This is a genomic window from Janthinobacterium sp. 35, assembly GCF_002754575.1.
In the GTDB taxonomy this organism is placed as follows: Bacteria; Pseudomonadota; Gammaproteobacteria; order Burkholderiales; family Burkholderiaceae_D; genus Janthinobacterium; species Janthinobacterium tructae.
Window position 1 is genome coordinate 405,626 of the sequence record NZ_PEFN01000001.1, and the last position, 18,969, is coordinate 424,594.

Here is an 18,969-nt window from a genome sequence, read left to right on the forward strand (position 1 = left end):
TCAGATAAACTACCCGTCATTGCACGACACCGCAACGCTCCCGACCCACCCTGGATAGACCCCGACTGCAGCATCCATGAACCTCAAAAATCTCGCCAAAACGCTAGGAATATCCGAAACCACCGTCAGTCGCGCCTTGAATGGCTATCCGGAAGTGAGCGAACGCACGCGCGAGCGGGTGCTGGCCGCCGCGCAGGCCGCCGGCTACCGTCCCAATCCCATGGCGCGCAGCCTGGCCGTGGGACGCACGAATATCGTCGGCATCATCTACCCGCTGATGCCGAACGACCTGGCCGACCCCATGTTCATCGACATCGTGGGCGGCATGTCGGAAGCGCTGGAAGCGCAGCAGATGGACATGATGATCGCGCCCGCCTCGGCCACGAATGAATTCCACACCTATCAACGCATGGTCAAGGGCCGCCGCATCGATGGCCTGATCGTCGGACGTACGAAACCGTACGACGAGCGCATCGCCTACCTGGCGCAGCAAGGCATGCCGTTTGTCGCGCATGGCCGCACGCAGCTGAACCAGCCGCACGCCTGGTTCGACTACGACAACGAGGCGGGCATGCGCCTGGCCGTCGAGCGCCTGGCGCAGCTGGGCCACCAGCGCATCGGCCTGATCAGCGCAACGCCCGACCTGAACTTCGTGCGCCAGCGCGTCGAGAGTTTCCAGCACGCCATGCAGGCGGGCGGCCTGGCCGTCGATCCGGACAACCTGGTCGACAATGCGCACGACCGCCGCGCCGGCTACCAGGCCATGCAGCGCCTGCTTGCCCGCTCGCCCCGCCCCACCGCCGTCATCGTCGACAATCACATGTCGGGCGTGGGCGCCGTGCGCGCCCTGCTCGACGCGGGCATCGCCATCGGCAGCGAGATGTCGCTGATCGTCTGGGGCGTGATGGAAGATTCCCTGGCCGGCCACAACGTCACCACCGTCGTCCAGCCCGACCCGCGCGGCGCTGGCGCGAAGATGATCCACATGCTGCTGGCCCTGATGGATGGCACGCCCGTCAGCGACTTGCAGGAACTGTGGCCGTGCGAACTGTTGCCGGGCGAGTCGGCCGGGCCGGTAGCGGCCTGATGCCCCTGCGCCGCAGCCCTTGAGCAGCGTGGACGGCGTGCGCCTCAGCGGGCCTGGCTTGGCGAGATAATCTGCAACTGCTGCGCGCTTGCCGCGGCCTGTCCAGCACATTGGCTGACCTTGTCTTCGCTCCCCTCGCAGAACAGGACGGAAACTCCTTTTTTCAAGGCCAGACCATGGGTGGGCGCCAGAAAATATACGCCGCCTTTGCGTTGTGTAATCCTGTTCATCGCCGCCGAAAAATCAGGTGGCGAAGGCTGCCCGGTCCTCGCTTCCAGCCATGCAAGCAAGATCGGCTTGGTCTCCAGGGCCGGCACCTGGCTCCCTGGCTCAAATCCAGGATGAAACATCAGGGCCGAATCGGGCTGTTCGGAGGAAAATTCCCTCACCTCGCCGCCCATGAATGCGATTGCGCATGCCGATGCGCAAATGCCTTCGGCAACCGTTGTTAATTTTTTCTCTGCAATTAATTTCCCGACCCTGAGCCCCCAGGAAAATGAACCGCCGCCTGAATTCTTGAAGACGACCTTGGAAATTTTCTCAGTTGCAAGAATTGCAGATAACTTTTCATACTCTTCCAATCCGATGCGGCCGCTGACGGTGACGGCATGCCCGTCGGCAACCACATCGGCCCTGGCCGCATGGGCGCCAAGGATGAACAGCAGGAAAAATATCGCGATGAAACGATAGAGTAATGCTTGGCGGTAAAGAATTTTCATCGGTGGAAAGCGCAACCCTCGAGTCTTCGCCTTGCGCAGGGCCAGAACAGGTTTCCTCGACGCACGACGATGCCGCCATTATGCAACTGTTCCACCCGCACAGGCGCTGGAAAACAGGGACAGTGCAGGCGCCACGGCGCCGGGCCGCGGCCTCGAAAAAATTTCACGGTTTCGGCACACGGTATCGCTTTACTTTTCAAAGCGCTTTGAACTATACTCATTTCATACCCAAAGCGCTTTGAATTTTAAAATAAGACGTTCGCCTACCAACCAGCAGCGCTGCCCTGATAGCCAAGGCTACAGGCAACTTTTAAGAAATCATTCATGCCGACCATCCAGAACAATCTCGCCAACCTGCCCGCCGACTGGTGGCGCAGCGCCGTCATCTATCAGGTCTATCCACGCAGCTTCCTCGACAGTAATGGCGACGGCATCGGCGACTTGCCCGGCATTACCTCCAAGCTCGACTACATCGCCGCCCTCGGTGCCGACATCGTCTGGATCTCGCCCTTCTTTACGTCGCCGATGAAAGACTTCGGCTATGACGTGGCCGACTTCTGCGACGTCGACCCCATGTTCGGCAGCCTGGCCGATTTCGACCGCCTGGTGGCGCGCGCGCATGAACTGGGCCTGAAAGTGATGATCGACCAGGTGCTGTCGCATTCGTCCGACGTCCACCCGTGGTTCGTGGAAAGCCGCTCCAGCCGCGACAATGCCAAGGCCGACTGGTATGTATGGGCCGACCAGAAACCGGATGGCACGGCGCCCAACAACTGGCTGTCCGTGTTCGGCGGTTCCGCCTGGCAATGGGAGCCGCGCCGCGGCCAGTACTACCTGCACGATTTCCTCGTCAGCCAGCCCGACCTGAATTTCCATAACCCGGCCGTGCAGCAAGCGCAGCTGGACAACCTGCGTTTCTGGCTGGAACGCGGCGTCGATGGCTTCCGCTTCGATTCCTGCAACTTCCCGTATCACGACCAGTTGCTGCGCGACAATCCGCCAGCCGCCCAGCGCGATGCCAGCAGCGTGTCGGCCATCAACCCGTATGGCATGCAAGCGCACGTGTACGACAAGACGCAGCCGGAAAACATCGCCTACCTGCAGCGCGTGCGCGCCATACTCGATGAATACCAGGCCATTTCCATCGGCGAAGTGGGCGACGACAATGCGCTGGCCACCATGGCTGCCTACACGGGCGCCGACAAGCTGCACATGGCTTACAGTTTCAACTTGCTGACGGCGGAGTTTTCCGCCGCGCACATCCGCACACAGGTGGAAGAGTTCGAAGCGCAAGTGGCCGACGGCTGGGCTTCCTGGTCCGTGGGCAACCACGACAGCGTGCGCGTCATGACGCGCTGGGGCGGCGAAAACCCGTCGCCATCGCTGGCCAGGGTGGTGCTGGCCGTGCAAGCGGCGCTGAAAGGCACGCCGTGCCTGTACCAGGGCGACGAGCTGGCCCTGACGGAAGCGGACATTCCTTTCGAGGCGCTGCAGGACCCGTACGGCATCCCATTCTGGCCCCAGTTCAAGGGCCGCGACGGCTGCCGCACGCCGATGCCGTGGGTGGCTGACGCGCCGCATGGCGGCTTCAGTTCGGCAAAACCCTGGTTGCCCGTGCCGCCCGAGCATCTGGCGCGCGCCGTCGACGTCGAAGCGCGCGATAGCGCCTCGCCCTTGACGTTTGCGCAGAACATCCTCGCCTGGCGCCGCACCCTGCCGCAATTGCTGCGCGGCGATATCGTCTTCTTCGATGCGCCGGAACCCGTGCTGGCCCTGCGCCGCGACTTGGCCGGCCAACCGTCCGTGCTGGCCGCCTTCAACCTGGGCACCGAAACGGTCACGTTTGACTTGCCGGCCGCCGCAGCAGCGACCGACCTGGCCGGCCACGGCTTGCCGGGTAGCAAAGATGGCCAGCAGATCAGCCTGCCACCGCATGGCGGCTGGTTCGGCACTCTGGCGTAAATCGCAGGCTTTGGCGGCCGTGCCGCCAATTACAATAACGAGCCCCGCGCATCAGCGGGGCCGAATTGACAGAATGAGGATGGAGACATGGCTGGACTGAAGTTAACAGGCCTGAAGAAGGCATATGGCGACGTGCATACCCTGCACGGCATCGACCTGGAGATCGCCGATGGCGAATTCATGGTCTTCGTGGGCCCGTCGGGTTGCGGCAAATCGACCTTGCTGCGCAGTATCTGCGGCCTGGAAGAAATCAGCGGCGGCGATTTGTTCATCGGCAAGACGCGCATGAACGACGTGCCGCCCGCCAAACGGGGCATCGCCATGGTGTTCCAGAGCTACGCCCTGTACCCGCACATGAGCGTGGCGCAAAACATGGCGTTTGGCCTGAAACTGGCTGGCATGAGCAAGGTGCAAATTGCCGATGCCGTGCAGCGCGCCGCGCAAATCCTGCGCATCGAACCGTTGCTCGAACGCAAACCGAAAGACTTGTCGGGCGGCCAGCGCCAGCGCGTGGCCATCGGCCGCGCCATCGTGCGCAAGCCCGACGTCTTCCTGTTCGACGAACCGCTGTCCAACCTGGACGCCTCGCTGCGCGTGCAGATGCGCATCGAACTGGCAAATCTGCACCGCGAATTGCGCTCGACCATGATTTACGTCACGCATGACCAGGTCGAAGCGATGACCCTGGCCGACCGCATCGTCGTGCTCAACGCGGGCCGCATCGAACAGGTGGGCGCACCGCTGGAGCTATACCACCACCCCGCCAACCTGTTCGTGGCCGGCTTCCTCGGTTCGCCCCGCATGAACTTCCTCAAAGGCAAGATCCACAGCTACGTCGACGGCGTGGCCACCATCGCCACGAATGCGGGCGGCATGCTGCAGGCGGCATTGACGCAGCCATTGGCCAGCGGCACACAAGTTACCATCGGCGCGCGTCCCGAACACGTGCAGGCGTGCGCGCCCGGCGCTGCGGCCGCCATCACGGCTACCGTACAGGCGGTGGAAAAATTGGGCGACATCAGCTATCTGTATGTGCAGGTACCGGGCGGCGACGAGCCGCTGGTGGTGCGCGCCGATGCCGATACGGACTGGGCGATTGGCCAGTCCGTGGCGCTGCAGGTGGCGCCCGCGCGCGTCCACGTGTTCGACGAACACGGCCAGACCCGTACCTGATTGCGAATTTAAGGGGCCAGGCGCTACAGGCGCCGCCTGGCCTGGTTGCATCGTTTCAGCCTTGATACTCAACATAAACTTAGCATAAAAAAAGATACTGGAGATTGACATGTCCTTCACGCACCCGAAACGCAGCTTCATCAAAACCACCCTGATCGCCGCCGCCCTGGCCGGCATCGGCAACCTGGCCGCCGTCAGCATGGCGCACGCGGCCGAAGCAGGTACCCTCCTGATCTGGATCAATGGCGACAAGGGCTACAAGGGCCTGGCCAAGGTCGGCGAAGAATTCACCAAGAAGACGGGCATCAAGGTCGTCGTCGAACACCCGGAAGATGCACCGAACAAATTCCAGCAGGCAGCCGCCGCCGGCAAAGGCCCGGACATCTGGATCTGGCCGCATGACCGCATCGGTGGCTGGATCGACGCCGGCTTGCTGCAACCAGTAACGCCAAGCAAGGAAGCGCGCGCCGCCATCCTGCCGCTGGCGTGGAACGCCTTTACTGTCGGCGGCAAGACCTGGGGCTACCCGATCTCCATCGAAGCCGTCGCCCTCGTCTACAACAAGGACCTGGTGCCGAACCCGCCCAAGACGTTCGAGGAAATCGCCGCGCTGGACAAGAAACTCTCGGCACAAGGCAAGAAAGCCATCCTGTGGGATTACACGAATACCTATTTCACCTGGCCTTTGCTGGGCGCGGGCGGCGGCTTCCCGTTTGAAGTCAAGAGCGACGGCCGCTACGATGCGGCCAAGACGGGTGTGAACAATGCCGGCTCGCAGGCGGGCGTCAATGCGCTGATGACCCTGATCAACAGCGGCGCCATGCCGAAGGGCGCCGGCTATGCCGAGATGGAAGCGGGCTTTAACCAGGGCAAGATCGCCATGATGATCAACGGCCCATGGTCGTGGGACAATGCGCGCAAATCGAAGATCAATTACGGCGTGGCAACGATTCCTACCGTGGCCGGCAAGACGGCCACCCCATTCGTTGGCGTGCTGGGTGCGATGATTTCGAAAGCCAGCCCGAACAAGGACCTGGCGACGGAATTCCTGGAAAACCAGATGCTGCAACTCAATGGCCTGAAGACCATCAACGCCGACGTCCCGCTGGGCACGCCAGCTAATAAAGTGCTGTTCGCGGAATTGAAAACCAATCCGAACATCCAGGCGACGATGGAAAGCGCCCAAGCGGGCCGTCCGATGCCGAACAACCCGGAAATGGGCCGCTTCTGGTCGTCGATGCAATCGGCGCTGGAAAACATCACGCAAGGCCGCCAGACGACCAAGGATGGCCTCGATGCGGCGGCGAAGCGGATTACGACCGCGAATTAAGCGATTATCGTTGGCTTGGTTGATGCTTTCAACATGAATTAACCCTAAACCCAAAACGACATCCGGGGTCGGACCCTCAGGGTCCGACCCCGGCCGTTCAACGGGTTCAGCCATCAACACGCCAACATCGTTTTAGCACCATCCTTACAGCGCTTCATTTTCACAGGTATCCATCGTGCGCAAGTTTATCGGCCCTACGGTATTGACCATCAGCATGGCGCTGGGTCTGTATCTGCTCTTCATGTTGTACATTTCCGGCCAGACCATGCTGGCCGCCGTTTTCCTCGGCTTGCTGACCCTGACGACGTTTGTCTTCACGTCGCCGCGCGCCTATGCCTACCGTTATCTGTTTCCCGGCATCACGGCGGTCATCGTCTTCGTGCTGCTGCCGATGGTGTACACGGTGTCGATCGGCTTTACCAATTTCAGTTCGCGCAACCTGCTCACCTATGAGCGGGCCACGCAATATTTGCTGGACGAGACGCAGCGCGTGGAAAGCACGGGCTACGCGCTGACCGTGCACCCGGACAACAAGGAATACCGCTTGCGCCTGGAAAGCCCGGACACGGGCGACGTGCTGCTGTCCGAGCCGCTGGCCCTGAAGCGCGCCGTACCTTTGACCGTGGAGGTAGCGCCGCTGGACCCGGTGCAGGCGCCCGTGCTGGCCCCGCCGCTGGGCATCAAGGACATCATCGCGCTGCAAAAGGATATCAAGCTGCTCACGCTGGTCATGCCGAACAAGATCGAGCTGCGCATGGTGGGCTTGCGCGAATTCGGCCCCGTCGCGCATGTCTACAAGCAGCTGCCCGACAAGACCCTGAAGAAAATCGCCACGGGCGAACTGGTCACACCGAACTTCAAGACGGGCTTTTATGAAATGCCCGATGGCACGAAACTGGAACCGGGCTTCAAGGTCAATGTCGGCTTCGCCAACTTCGTCAAGATCTTCTCGGACGAAGCGTTCCGTGGCCCCTTCCTGCGCATTTTTGTCTGGACCGTCGTTTTCGCCCTGATCAGCGTGGCCACCACGACGGGCCTGGGCATGGTGCTGGCCGTACTGCTGAACTGGGATGCGCTGCGCTTCCGCGGCTTGTACCGCACCCTGCTGTTCCTGCCGTACGCCGTACCGGGTTTCATTTCCATCCTGGTGTTCAAGGGCCTGTTCAACAACAACTTTGGCGAAATCAACCTGGTGCTCGACGCCCTGTTCGGCATCAAGCCCGCCTGGTTCTCGGACACCACGCTGGCCAAGGCCATGATTTTGATCGTCAATACCTGGCTCGGCTACCCCTACATGATGGTGGTGTGCATGGGCTTGATCAAGGCGATCCCGTCGGACCTGTACGAAGCCTCGGCCCTGGCCGGCGCGGGACCGCTGACGAATTTCTTCAAGATCACCTTACCGCTGATCATCAAACCGCTGACGCCCCTGATGGTGGCCAGCCTGGGTTTCAATTTCAATAATTTCGTACTGATCAGCTTGCTGACGGGCGGGCGTCCCGATTTCCTCGACACCACCTTACCGGCCGGCACGACGGACTTGCTCGTGTCCTACACCTACCGCATCGCGTTCGAAGATTCCGGCCAGAACTTTGGCCTGGCCGCCGCCATCTCGACCCTGATCTTCTTCCTCGTGGCCGCGATTTCGCTGGTCAACATGCGCCTGACGCGCATGAACAAAGCATAAAGGACAGACCATGGCTATCGTTGTCGACCGTTCCAACCGCTGGCGCATCCTGGCGGCCCACGTCGCCGTGATCGCGCTGATCGCGCTGGTGATGTTCCCCTTCCTGATGATCTTGTCGATCTCGCTGCGACCCGGCAACTTCGCCTCGGGCAGTCTGATCCCGCCCGAGATCAGCTTCGAACACTGGCGATTGGCGCTGGGCATGTCTTACCAGGCGCCCAACGGCACCCTGGTCGAACCGGACTTCCCCGTGCTGCTGTGGCTGTGGAATTCCATCAAGGTGGCCAGCATGAGCGCCACCGTGACCGTGCTGCTGTCGACCACCTGCGCGTATGCATTCGCGCGCATGCAGTTCCGCTTCAAGTCGCAGACGCTGTCCGCACTGATGCTGCTGCAGATGTTTCCTGCCGTGCTGGCCCTGGTGGCCATCTACGCCATCTTCGATGTGCTGGGCAACTACGTGCCATGGCTGGGTATCGACCACCACGGCAGCCTGGTGCTCGCTTACACGGGCGGCATCGCCCTGCACATCTGGACCATCAAGGGCTACTATCAAACCATTCCCATCGAAATCGAGGAAGCGGCCAAGGTCGATGGCGCCACGCAATGGCAGGCGTTCATCTACGTGCTGCTGCCGATGACGGTGCCCATTTTGATGGTGGTGTTTTTGTTGTCCTTCATCGGCGCCATCATCGAATATCCGATCGCCTCCGTACTGCTGCATGAACAGAACAACCTGACCCTGGCCGTCGGTTCGAAACTGTTCCTGTACGAGCAAAAATACCTGTGGGGCGACTTCGCCGCGGCAGCCATCTTGTCCGGCTTGCCCATCACGGCCGTATTCCTGCTGGCGCAGAAGTGGATGATCTCCGGCCTGACGGCTGGCGGCGTGAAGGGCTGACCATGCGCCGCACCCTGACTACGCTGGCCGCCCTGTTACTCAGCGCTTCGGCGCAGGCAGGCAAGGTTTCAGATAAATTCGCTGACAACCCCATCGTCTACTTTGCCGTGACGGACCGTTACGCCAACGGCAATCCCGGCAACGACCACAGTTATGGCCGCGCAGCCGACCCGCAAGGCGGCGATGTCGGCAGCTTTCACGGCGGCGACATCGCCGGCATCACGCAACAGCTGAAAGCCGGCTATTTTCAAGAGCTGGGCGTCAACGCCCTGTGGATCACGGCGCCGTATGAACAGATCCACGGCTGGGTGGTGGGCGGCAAGCAGCAATTCCAGCACTACGCCTACCACGGCTACTGGGCGCTCGATTACACCACCATGGACGCCAACATGGGCACGCGCGAAGAATTGCGCGAGATGATCAACACGGCGCATGCGCAAGGCATCCGCGTGCTGTTCGACGTGGTGCTGAACCATCCCGGCTATGCGGACTTGCGCACCCTGGCCGAATACAAGGTGCCCGTGCTGTGGCCCGGCCACGAAAAGGCCGGCCTGCGCGACTATCACAGCTTCATCGACTACAACAACTTCGCATTCGCGCAGTGGTGGGGCCCGGACTGGGTGCGCGCCGGCTTGCCCGGCTATCCCGATGGCGGCAAGGACGACTACACCATGCAGCTGGCGTATCTGCCCGACTTCCGCACGGAAAGCGGCAAGGCCGTCGGCTTGCCGCCCATCCTGCAGCGCAAGGCCGACACGCGTGCCGTGGCCCTGCCCGATGCGACAGTACGTTCTTACCTTGTTCATTGGCTGGCCGACTGGGTGCGCGAATTCGGCGTCGACGGTTTCAGGGCCGACACCGTCAAGCACGTGGAACCAGCCAGCTGGCTGGCCCTGCGCGCGGCAGCCACCGATGCCCTCAAGGATTGGAAGGCGCGCCATCCGCAGCAAAAGATCGATGACGCGCCGTTCTGGATGACGGGCGAAGCGTGGGGCCACGGCCCCGAACGCAGCAGCTGGCATGACGCGGGTTTCGATTCGATGATCAATTTCGATTTCCAGAATCGCGCCGGGGCCGACTGGAAAAGCATCGATGGCGTGTACCGCCAGTACGCGGGCTTGCTGAATAAGCGTCCCCGCTACGACATCCTGTCGTATATCTCCTCGCACGACACCAGCCTGTTCCCGCGCAATCAATTGAAACATGGCTTGTCCGCCCTGCTGCTGGCGCCGGGCGGGGTGCAGCTGTTCTATGGCGATGAAAGCGCGCGCCAGCCTGGCGCGGCACCCGCCGGCGACGAACAGCAGGCGACACGCTCCGACATGAACTGGACATCCATGGACTCTGCAACTCTTGCGCATGCGCGCAAGCTGGGCCAGTTCCGGCTGCGCCACCCTGCCCTGGCGCGCGGCGAGCACCGGTTCATCAACGACAAGCCGTACGCCTTCGCCCGCGTGATGAAGGACGACGCCGTCATCGCCGTGCCCGAAGCGCAAGGCGCGCTCGACCTGCAGGTGCACGGCGTGTTCGCCGACGGCGCCCTGCTGCGCGACGCCTACACCAATCAAACCTACCTGGTGAAAAATGGCGCCGTCGCCGTGAACGCGGCCGGCAGCGTCCTGTTAGAAAAGGCAGCACCATGAGTAGCTATGACATCTTAGTGGTCGGCGGTGCCGGCATCGACACCATCGTGCGCGTCCCCGACCTGCAATTGCCCGTCGCCGATTCGCTGCACGTGCCGCCCATCCGCGACTACGTGGCGCACACGGGCAATGGCGTGGCGCTCGGTTGCCACGCGCTGGGCTTGCGCTGCAAATTCATCGACTTCATCGGCGACGATGCGCAAGGCGCGGCCATCCTGCAGCGCTACAAGGAGACAAAGCTCGATTTTTCGCATCTCGTGGAACCCTCGGGCACGCGGCGCAGCGTCAACCTGGTCGACCAGCAGGGACGCCGGCTGTCGCTGTACGACGGCCGCCATCCAGAAGACCTGCGCATGCCGGCCGCCTTTTATCTGCCCTACCTGGGACCGGCGCGCCACGCGCATTTTTCCATCATGGGCTGGGTGGCCGCGCTGTTTGACGACGCGCAAGCGTGCGGCACGACGGTATCGACCGATTTGCACGACTGGGATGGCGTCAACCCGCACCACAGGACATTCGCGTTGCGCGCCGACCTGGTCTTCCTCAGCACGGCGGCGCTGGGCGACCGCATGGAGGCCGTCATGCGCGCGATTGTCGCGCAAGGCCGCGCGCAGCTTGTCGTGGCCATGGCGGGCGCCGACGGCGCCTACCTGCTGGAACGCGCCAGCGGCGAAGTGCGGCACTACCCGACGGCATGCTTGACGCTGCCCGTGGTGGACACGAATGGCGCCGGCGATTCGTTCGTCGCCGCCTTTTTGCACGCCTGGCTCGATGGACGGCCACTGGACGAGGCCATGCGCCGCGGCGCCATCGGCGGCGCATTCGCCTGCGCCCAGCATGGCACGCATGAACGGTTTATCGGCCAGGCACAGCTGCATGACTTAGATCAAGACGGCACTAGCTTATGACTTAATATTCTATCAAGCGTAGCAACGGGCTAACGGACGCATGGCACAATGGCTGCGGATTTCACCACACAGACTATTGAAACCGGAGACCACATGAGAATCGAAACCCTGGCCGTGCACGCCGGCTACACACCCGACCCGACCACCAAGGCCGCCGCCGTCCCCATCTACCAGACGGTGGCCTACGCCTTCGACAATGCCCAGCATGGCGCCGACCTCTTCGACCTCAAGGTAGCCGGCAATATCTACACGCGCATCATGAACCCGACGCAGGACGTGCTGGAAAAGCGCGTCGCGGCGCTGGAAGGCGGCGTGGCCGCGCTGGCCGTGGCGTCGGGCATGGCGGCCATCACCTACGCGATCCAGACCATCGCGGAAGCGGGCGACAATTTCATCTCCGCCAGCCAGCTGTATGGCGGCACCTACAACCTGTTTGCCCACACCCTGCCGCAGATCGGCATCGAAGTACGCTTCGCCGACGCGCGCCAGCCCGAGACCTTCGCCGCGCTGATCGACGCGCGCACCAAGGCCATCTTCTGCGAATCGATCGGCAACCCGCTGGGCAATGTCACCGATGTGGCCAAACTGGCCGAGATCGCGCATGCGCACGGCATCCCGCTGATCGTCGATAACACGGTACCGAGCCCCTATCTGTTCCGCCCCATCGAGCATGGCGCCGACATCGTCGTCCATTCGCTGACCAAATACCTGGGCGGTCATGGCACCACCGTGGGCGGCGCCATCGTCGACAGCGGCAAGTTCCCGTGGGCCGAGCACAAGGAGCGCTTCAAGCGCCTGAACGAGCCGGACGTGTCGTATCACGGCGTGGTCTACACGGAAGCGTTCGGCCCCGCCGCCTTCATCGGCCGCGCGCGCGTCGTCCCGCTGCGTAACATGGGCGCGGCCATTTCGCCCTTGAGCGCCTTCCAGCTGATCCAGGGCATCGAGACCCTGGCCTTGCGCATGGACCGCATCTGCGACAACACGCTGGCCCTGGCCAAACACCTGAAAAACCATCCGAAAGTCGCGTGGGTCAATTACGCGGGCCTGGAAGACCACCCGGACCACGCCCTGGTGAAAAAATACATGAACGGCCGCGCCTCGGGCATTTTATCGTTCGGCCTGAAACTGGCCGATGGCGAAGATCCGCGCGCAGCCGGCGCCCGCGTGCTCGACGCCCTGCAGCTGTTCACGCGCCTGGTCAATATCGGCGACGCCAAGTCGCTGGCCACCCACCCGGCGTCGACTACGCACCGCCAGCTCAATCCGGCGGAACTGGCCAAGGCCGGCGTGTCCGAAGACATGCTGCGCCTGTCGGTCGGCATCGAGCATATCGACGACTTGCGCGAAGACCTGGAACAGGCGTTGAACGCGGCCTGACTCCGCTTGAAATCAGGCTGAAAACCCGTCCCGGCATAGGCATGCAGACCCCGCCGGGACAGGTTCCTGCAAACCGTAAAGCCAAGCCGGCGTTCACGCAGAGCGCCAGCGACGCGTCTGTCATCGTCCCCATGGTGGCACTGGATCGCCCCCCGGTCCAGCCCGGAACCTCCTTGTCGCTCCCTCCCCGCATCCCCTGATATCACGCCTATGCCATGGCAAGTGCCGGGCAGCTGACGTATGCGCCGCCCTTCATGGTCGATATGCTCGTGTTGCGAAAACGAATCGAAACGAACAAAAAAGAAGAATTATATGTTGTTAAATTTTCGAACGTGCGTAGAATAAACAAAAAAAAGGCGCGTTATTCTTCACTTCAGCGCAGTTCTCTTTCTGTTCGCATGAACGCCCGGATGCGCCCATGGCAGTGGCAGGCAGGCGCATGGCAGCGACTGCGTGGCACGATGAGAAACACCTGAAACCATGCACTTTTTATAGCCCATAGCGGCCTATCACCACCTTCAGGATCATGATGCAATCGACAATCAAGCAGCTAGCGCAACAGGACTGTGATCTTTTAATCGTCGGCGGCGGCATCAACGGCGTCGGTATCGCGCGCGATGCGGCCGGCCGCGGTTTGCGCGTCATCCTGTGCGAGCAGCACGATCTGGCCCAGCACACGTCCTCGGCCAGCACCAAACTGATACACGGCGGCCTGCGTTATCTTGAATATTACGAATTCAAACTGGTGCGCAAGGCCTTGCAGGAACGCGAATTGCTGTTGCGCACGGCACCGCACATCATGTGGCCGCTGCGCTTCGTCATGCCGCACGATGCCGGACAACGGCCGGCCTGGATGATCCGTGCCGGACTGTTCCTGTATGACCATCTGGCGCGACGCGCTTTCCTGCCGGCCTCGCAAGGCGTGTCGCTGCGCCGGCACGTGGCGGGCGGCCCGCTGAAAGGCGATTTCGGCAAGGGCTTCGTCTACTCCGACGGCTGGGTGGACGATGCGCGCCTGGTGGTGCTCAATGCGCTGGACGCCAGCGAACGCGGCGCCAACATCCTGACCCGCACCCGCTGCGCGGCGGTGCGCCAGGAAGGCCAGGGCTGGCACGCCACGCTGGAGAGCGAGCAGCATGGCCGCATCGAGGTGAAGGCGCGCGCCATCGTCAACGCCGCAGGCCCCTGGACCGCGCAATTCGCCAACGCCGCCTCGGGCGTGAGCAATACGCACGGCCTGCGGCTGGTCAAGGGCAGCCACATCATCGTGCCGCGCCTGTTCGACCATCCTTACGCGTATATTTTCCAGAACCAGGACAAACGCATCATCTTCGCCATTCCCTATCAGGACGAGTTCACCCTGATCGGCACCACCGACCTGGAATACACCGGCGCGCCCGGCAAGGTGACGATCAGCGACGGCGAAGTGAGCTACCTGTGCGAGGTGGCCAACCGTTACTTCACCAAACAGATTGCACCGAGCGACGTGGTCTGGACCTATTCCGGCGTGCGACCGCTGCTCGACGACAGCGCGCAAAACGCCTCGGCGGTGACGCGCGACTACCTGCTCGAATGCGACCCGAACACCGCCCCCTTCCTCAATATCTGGGGCGGCAAGATCACCACTTACCGGAAACTGTCGGAAGAGGCGCTGGCCATGCTGCAGCCGCGCCTGGGCGGCGATGCGCCGGACTGGACCGCCTCGGCACCCTTGCCGGGCGGCGACTTGCAGCAAGCGGGTGCGCTGGTTGAGAACATCGACTTCGAGCGCTTCGCACAACAACTGCACGCCCAGTACCCATGGCTGCCGGGCAAGCTGGCGCAACGTTATGCGCGCTGTTACGGCACCCGCGCCAGGCGCATGCTCGGCACGGCAAAGAATATGACGGATCTGGGCGAGGAACTGACGCCCGGCGTGTACGAACAGGAAGCGCGCTATCTGTTTGAGGTGGAATGGGCGCGCTGCGCCGAAGACATCCTTTGGCGCAGAACCAAATGCGGCTTGTATTGCCAGCCGCGGCATGTGGCGCGTCTGGAGGAATGGATCAAACAGATGTCGATGCCTGAGATGAGCGCTTGAAAAAAAAGCCTGAGAGCCAGGCGGCTTTTCCTTGTCTGGGCCATCTCCATGGACACGGGATACCAGTTTACCGAGTGACCGGCGCGGCAAAGACCGGCAAAAAAAATCAACTATAGACGGAGAAGAAGACATGCAGAAAATGGCGATGCAGGACCAATACATTCTTGCGCTCGATCAGGGAACGACAAGCTCACGCGCAGTATTGTTTGATCGGGCCGGCAACATCGTCTCGGTAGCACAAAAGGAATTTCCGCAAATATATCCGCAGCCGGGTTGGGTCGAACATGACCCGCAGGATATCTGGTCGACGCAGGCCGGCGTCGCCGCCGAAGCCGTCACGCACGCGGGACTGAATGGCGCATCGATCGCCGCCATCGGCATCACCAACCAGCGCGAAACGACCATCGTCTGGGACCGCGAGACGGGCCGCCCGGTGTACAACGCCATCGTCTGGCAAGACCGCCGCACGGCCGATTTCTGCGATGAACTGAAAGGCCGCGGCCTCGAAGCCATCGTGCGGGAAAAAACCGGCTTGCCGATCGATTCGTATTTCTCCGCCACCAAGATCCGCTGGATACTCGACAATGTTCCAGGGGCGCGCGAACGCGCCAACCAGGGCAAGCTCGCCTTCGGCACTGTCGACAGCTGGCTGGTCTGGAATCTCTCGCAGCAGGGATTGCACGTCACCGATGTCACCAACGCCTCGCGCACCATGCTGTTCAACATCCACACGCTGGAATGGGACGACGAGTTGCTGGCCATGATGGATATCCCGCGCAGCATGCTGCCGGAAGTGCATCCTTCTTCCGCCGTCTACGGCACCACCAAAACCACCTTGTTCGCCTCCGCCGTGCCGCTGGCCGGTATCGCCGGCGACCAGCACGCGGCGCTGTTCGGCCAGATGTGCACCAAGCCAGGCATGGTCAAGAATACCTACGGCACAGGTTGCTTCCTGGTGATGAACACGGGCGACAAACCGATCGAATCGAAGAACAATCTCGTCACCACGATCGCGTGGCAGATCGGCGAGCAAGTCAACTACGCGCTCGAAGGCAGCATTTTCATCGGCGGCGCGGTCGTGCAATGGCTGCGCGACGGGCTCGGCATCATCAAGAGCGCCTCTGAAATCGAGGAACTGGCACGCTCGGTGCCGCATGGCGACGGCGTCTATCTGGTGCCGGCCTTCGCCGGCCTGGGCGCACCGCATTGGAATCCGCGTGCCCGCGGCACGCTGTTCGGCGTGACGCGCGGCACCACGTCGGCCCACATCGCGCGCGCTGCGCTCGACAGCATCGCCTACCAGTCGCTGGACGTATTGAAGGCCATGGAAGCCGACTTGGGCGGCAAGATCACCGAATTGCGCGTCGACGGCGGCGCGGTGGCCAACGATTTGTTGATGCAATTCCAGTCGGACCTGCTCGGCGTGGACGTGGTGCGCCCGCAAATCACCGAAACGACGGCCCTGGGCGCGGCATATCTGGCCGGCCTGGCGGTCGGCTACTGGAAGGATGTCAGCGACATACAGGACCAATGGAAACTGGACCGCCGTTTCACGCCGGCGCTCGACGCGAACACAGTGAAGAGCCACATACAGGGATGGCAGCGTGCGGTCAACGCCAGCAAAGCCTGGGCCGATGCGGTCTGATCGACCACAAGCCCATCCCCACCACCTCACTGGAAGTTTCACATGCATCCTTTATTCGCCGAATTCATCGGTACCACCTTGCTCGTCCTGCTGGGCAATGGCGTAGTCGCCAACGTCATCTTGCAAAAAACCAAGGGCCACAACAGCGGCCTGATCGTGATCGCCATCGGCTGGGCGATGGCGGTCTTTGTCGCCGTGCTGTGCACCGCCACCGCCAGCGGCGGCCACCTCAATCCGGTGGTGACCGTGGCGCTGGCGGTGGTCGGGAAATTTCCCTGGGCAAATGTCCCCGCCTATGTCGCCATGCAGATGCTCGGCGGCATGATGGGAGCGTTTCTGGTCTGGGTCATCTACTACAAGCACTTCGAGGCCACCTCCGATGGCGACACCAAACTGGCGGTCTTTTGCACCGGCCCGGCGATCCGTGGCACCTTCGGCAGCCTCGCTTCCGAAATGATCGCCACCTTCGTTCTCGTGTTTGCCGTGTTGAACATGGCGGCGCCGAGCTTCGGACTGGGCGCCATGAGTGCCTTGCCGGTCGCCCTGCTGGTGCTGGGCATCGGCGTGTCGCTCGGCGGCACCACCGGTTACGCGATGAGTCCGGCGCGCGACTTCGGTCCGCGCATCATGCACGCGATCCTGCCCATCCCGGGCAAGCGCGACAGCGATTGGCGCTATGCCTGGGTGCCGGTCGTCGGCCCGCTGCTGGGCGCCGTTCTGGCGGCACTGCTGTACAACTATAAATCTTAAATTCCACTACTCCCCCGCGTCTGCCGTACAGGGCCGTCTTGCCATGCAGGACGGATGACGACGCACGGCCGACGCGGCGTGGAGCAGGCACTTTCACCAGGAGACACACATGGCAGCGAAAAAAATCTTGTTTTTGACCGGCGATTTTGCGGAAGATTATGAAATGATGGTGCCGTTCCAGGCATTGCAGATGGTCGGCCACACGGTGCATGCCGTCTGCCCGGGCAAGAAGAGCGGCGACAAGATCAAGACCGCGATTCACGACTTCGAGGGCGACCAGACCTATACCGAGAAGCCGGGGCATCTGTTTGTGCTCAATGCCAGCTTCGACGAAGTCGAGGTGGACAACTACGACGCCCTGATGATCACGGGCGGTCGCGCACCGGAATATCTGCGCCTGAACCCGCGCGTGATCGAGATCGTGCGCCAATTCGCGGCGGCCGGCAAACCGATCGCGGCCATCTGTCATGGCGCGCAAGTACTGGTCGCCGCCGATGTCATCCGCGGAAAGCGCATTGCGGCGTATCCCGCGTGTGCGCCGGAAGTGCGCCTGGCCGGTGGCGACTATGTGGACATTGCAGTGGACCAGGCAGTCACCGATGGCGCTTTCGTCACGGCGCCGGCATGGCCCGCGCATCCGCAATGGCTGGCGCAATTTCTCCAGCAACTGGGAACAGCCATCACGCTCTGATCCGTGACAAAGATTGGCCTAGCGCCCGTTCCGGACGCGAGGCCACCCGCAGCGCCGCCTTGAAAGCCGAACCATCATGCCCTTGCATTGTCCCCGCTACAGAATCGGTCTGGCTGCAAACCGGGCGCATCAGGATGCCGCCGACTCGGCCCTGGTGCGCTTGCTCCAGGGTGGGCAGGCGGCGATCGAAAACCACCTGCAGCCGCAACTCGTCGTCGTGGGCAGAACCCTCGATGCGATCCTGAGCCACGGTTTGCTGCCGCACTACCCGTCGATCGAGCGCTTTCCTTATGGCCGCGAAGGCGGCCTGATGATGCTCGTGTCGCGCGTCGTCGAGAGCGATCCGGCCAAGGCGCTGGACGCAGTGATTTACCTGATGGACCCGCTGGACCCGTCGTCCAATTTTCCCGAAGCGCTGGCCTTGAAACGTCAATGCGTCATTCATGGCAAACCATTCCTGTCGACCCTGGCCGGCGCCAGGGAGTGGCTCGAACTGGAAGCGGTGGCCGTTGGCGCAGCGCCCGATGCGACGCTCGATTCCACCTTTGACCTGGCCAATGAAAGCATCGCCCTGATTGCGCACGACGCGATGAAAGGCTGCATGCTGGCCTTGGCGGAGCGGCATTTCGCATTGCTGGACAGCTTCGCGATGCGCTGCGCCACGGGCACCACAGGCGGCTTGCTCAATCAGCTGGCGCAAAAGATCAAGGGAGAAGTGGCAGGCCGCAACTGGGTGCGACCTTTCCGCAGCGGTCCCCTGGGCGGCGATGCGCAAATTGCCGAACTGATCCTGAACCGCCAATGCCGCCGCGTGCTGTTTCTCGAAGACCCGCATGTGGCGCGCCAGCACGAGGCGGACATTCAACTGCTTGAACGCGCGGCGCGCACCGTCACCGACTATGCATCGTGCAGCAGCGATGTGAAAGGCGTGGAACGCTGGCTCAATTTGCTGGCCCTGCGCTGCAAGCGGGTGGCCTGAACGCCCTTGCGTGACGGAAGCGTTGGCATGTCAG

At 62.3% G+C, this 18,969-nt stretch carries 16 protein-coding genes; 15 read left to right on the forward strand and 1 reads right to left on the reverse strand.

What is annotated here, in order from left to right; genetic code table 11:
- Window positions 1–76: 76 nt before the first annotated feature.
- Window positions 77–1,087 carry a substrate-binding domain-containing protein gene (locus CLU93_RS01850; RefSeq protein ID WP_099759764.1) on the forward strand — a complete coding sequence of 337 codons (1,011 nt, stop codon included), beginning with the start codon at window positions 77–79 and terminating at the stop codon, window positions 1,085–1,087.
- A gap of 44 nt (window positions 1,088–1,131) precedes the next feature.
- Here CLU93_RS01850 and CLU93_RS01855 read toward each other — a convergent pair whose 3' ends face one another.
- Window positions 1,132–1,806, reverse strand: a complete 675-nt coding sequence (locus CLU93_RS01855; RefSeq protein ID WP_099759765.1) for a hypothetical protein — start codon at window positions 1,804–1,806, stop codon at window positions 1,132–1,134.
- Between the two features lie 324 nt (window positions 1,807–2,130).
- Between CLU93_RS01855 and CLU93_RS01860 the strand changes: the two genes are divergently transcribed.
- From CLU93_RS01860 to CLU93_RS01920, 14 genes are all read left to right on the forward strand, one after another.
- Window positions 2,131–3,768 (forward strand): alpha-amylase family glycosyl hydrolase, encoded by a 1,638-nt coding sequence (locus CLU93_RS01860; protein WP_099759766.1) that lies wholly within the window; start codon window positions 2,131–2,133, stop codon window positions 3,766–3,768.
- A gap of 87 nt (window positions 3,769–3,855) precedes the next feature.
- Window positions 3,856–4,941, forward strand: coding sequence for an ABC transporter ATP-binding protein (locus CLU93_RS01865; protein ID WP_099759767.1), 1,086 nt, complete (start codon window positions 3,856–3,858; stop codon window positions 4,939–4,941).
- Between the two features lie 109 nt (window positions 4,942–5,050).
- The gene (malE, locus tag CLU93_RS01870) at window positions 5,051–6,271 is read left to right on the forward strand and encodes a maltose/maltodextrin ABC transporter substrate-binding protein MalE (protein ID WP_180287786.1); all 1,221 of its coding nucleotides are present in this window, start codon (window positions 5,051–5,053) and stop codon (window positions 6,269–6,271) included.
- A gap of 175 nt (window positions 6,272–6,446) precedes the next feature.
- A complete protein-coding gene (malF, locus tag CLU93_RS01875) occupies window positions 6,447–7,958 on the forward strand; it encodes a maltose ABC transporter permease MalF (protein WP_099759768.1) in 1,512 nt (503 codons plus the stop codon).
- Between the two features lie 10 nt (window positions 7,959–7,968).
- Entirely contained in the window at window positions 7,969–8,859 is an 891-nt protein-coding gene (gene malG / locus CLU93_RS01880; RefSeq protein WP_099759769.1) for a maltose ABC transporter permease MalG, read from the forward strand.
- The gene (locus CLU93_RS01885) at window positions 8,817–10,502 is read left to right on the forward strand and encodes an alpha-amylase family glycosyl hydrolase (protein WP_257224833.1); all 1,686 of its coding nucleotides are present in this window, start codon (window positions 8,817–8,819) and stop codon (window positions 10,500–10,502) included. Before malG ends, CLU93_RS01885 begins: the two co-directional genes overlap by 43 nt.
- Window positions 10,499–11,410 carry a carbohydrate kinase family protein gene (locus CLU93_RS01890; protein ID WP_099759771.1) on the forward strand — a complete coding sequence of 304 codons (912 nt, stop codon included), beginning with the start codon at window positions 10,499–10,501 and terminating at the stop codon, window positions 11,408–11,410. Before CLU93_RS01885 ends, CLU93_RS01890 begins: the two co-directional genes overlap by 4 nt.
- Before the next feature lie 93 nt (window positions 11,411–11,503).
- Window positions 11,504–12,790, forward strand: coding sequence for an O-acetylhomoserine aminocarboxypropyltransferase/cysteine synthase family protein (locus tag CLU93_RS01895; RefSeq protein WP_099759772.1), 1,287 nt, complete (start codon window positions 11,504–11,506; stop codon window positions 12,788–12,790).
- A gap of 215 nt (window positions 12,791–13,005) precedes the next feature.
- Window positions 13,006–13,266, forward strand: coding sequence for a hypothetical protein (locus CLU93_RS27770; RefSeq protein ID WP_143451683.1), 261 nt, complete (start codon window positions 13,006–13,008; stop codon window positions 13,264–13,266).
- A gap of 50 nt (window positions 13,267–13,316) precedes the next feature.
- The gene (glpD, locus tag CLU93_RS01900) at window positions 13,317–14,870 is read left to right on the forward strand and encodes a glycerol-3-phosphate dehydrogenase (protein WP_257224834.1); all 1,554 of its coding nucleotides are present in this window, start codon (window positions 13,317–13,319) and stop codon (window positions 14,868–14,870) included.
- Between the two features lie 145 nt (window positions 14,871–15,015).
- Entirely contained in the window at window positions 15,016–16,515 is a 1,500-nt protein-coding gene (gene glpK / locus CLU93_RS01905; RefSeq protein WP_099764188.1) for a glycerol kinase GlpK, read from the forward strand.
- Between the two features lie 42 nt (window positions 16,516–16,557).
- Window positions 16,558–17,265 (forward strand): MIP/aquaporin family protein, encoded by a 708-nt coding sequence (locus CLU93_RS01910; protein WP_099759773.1) that lies wholly within the window; start codon window positions 16,558–16,560, stop codon window positions 17,263–17,265.
- Window positions 17,266–17,374: 109 nt separating this feature from the next.
- Window positions 17,375–17,956, forward strand: coding sequence for a DJ-1/PfpI family protein (locus CLU93_RS01915; protein ID WP_099759774.1), 582 nt, complete (start codon window positions 17,375–17,377; stop codon window positions 17,954–17,956).
- A 76-nt stretch (window positions 17,957–18,032) separates the two neighbouring features.
- Window positions 18,033–18,935, forward strand: coding sequence for a methylglyoxal synthase (locus tag CLU93_RS01920; protein WP_099759775.1), 903 nt, complete (start codon window positions 18,033–18,035; stop codon window positions 18,933–18,935).
- The last annotated feature ends 34 nt before the right edge of the window (window positions 18,936–18,969 follow it).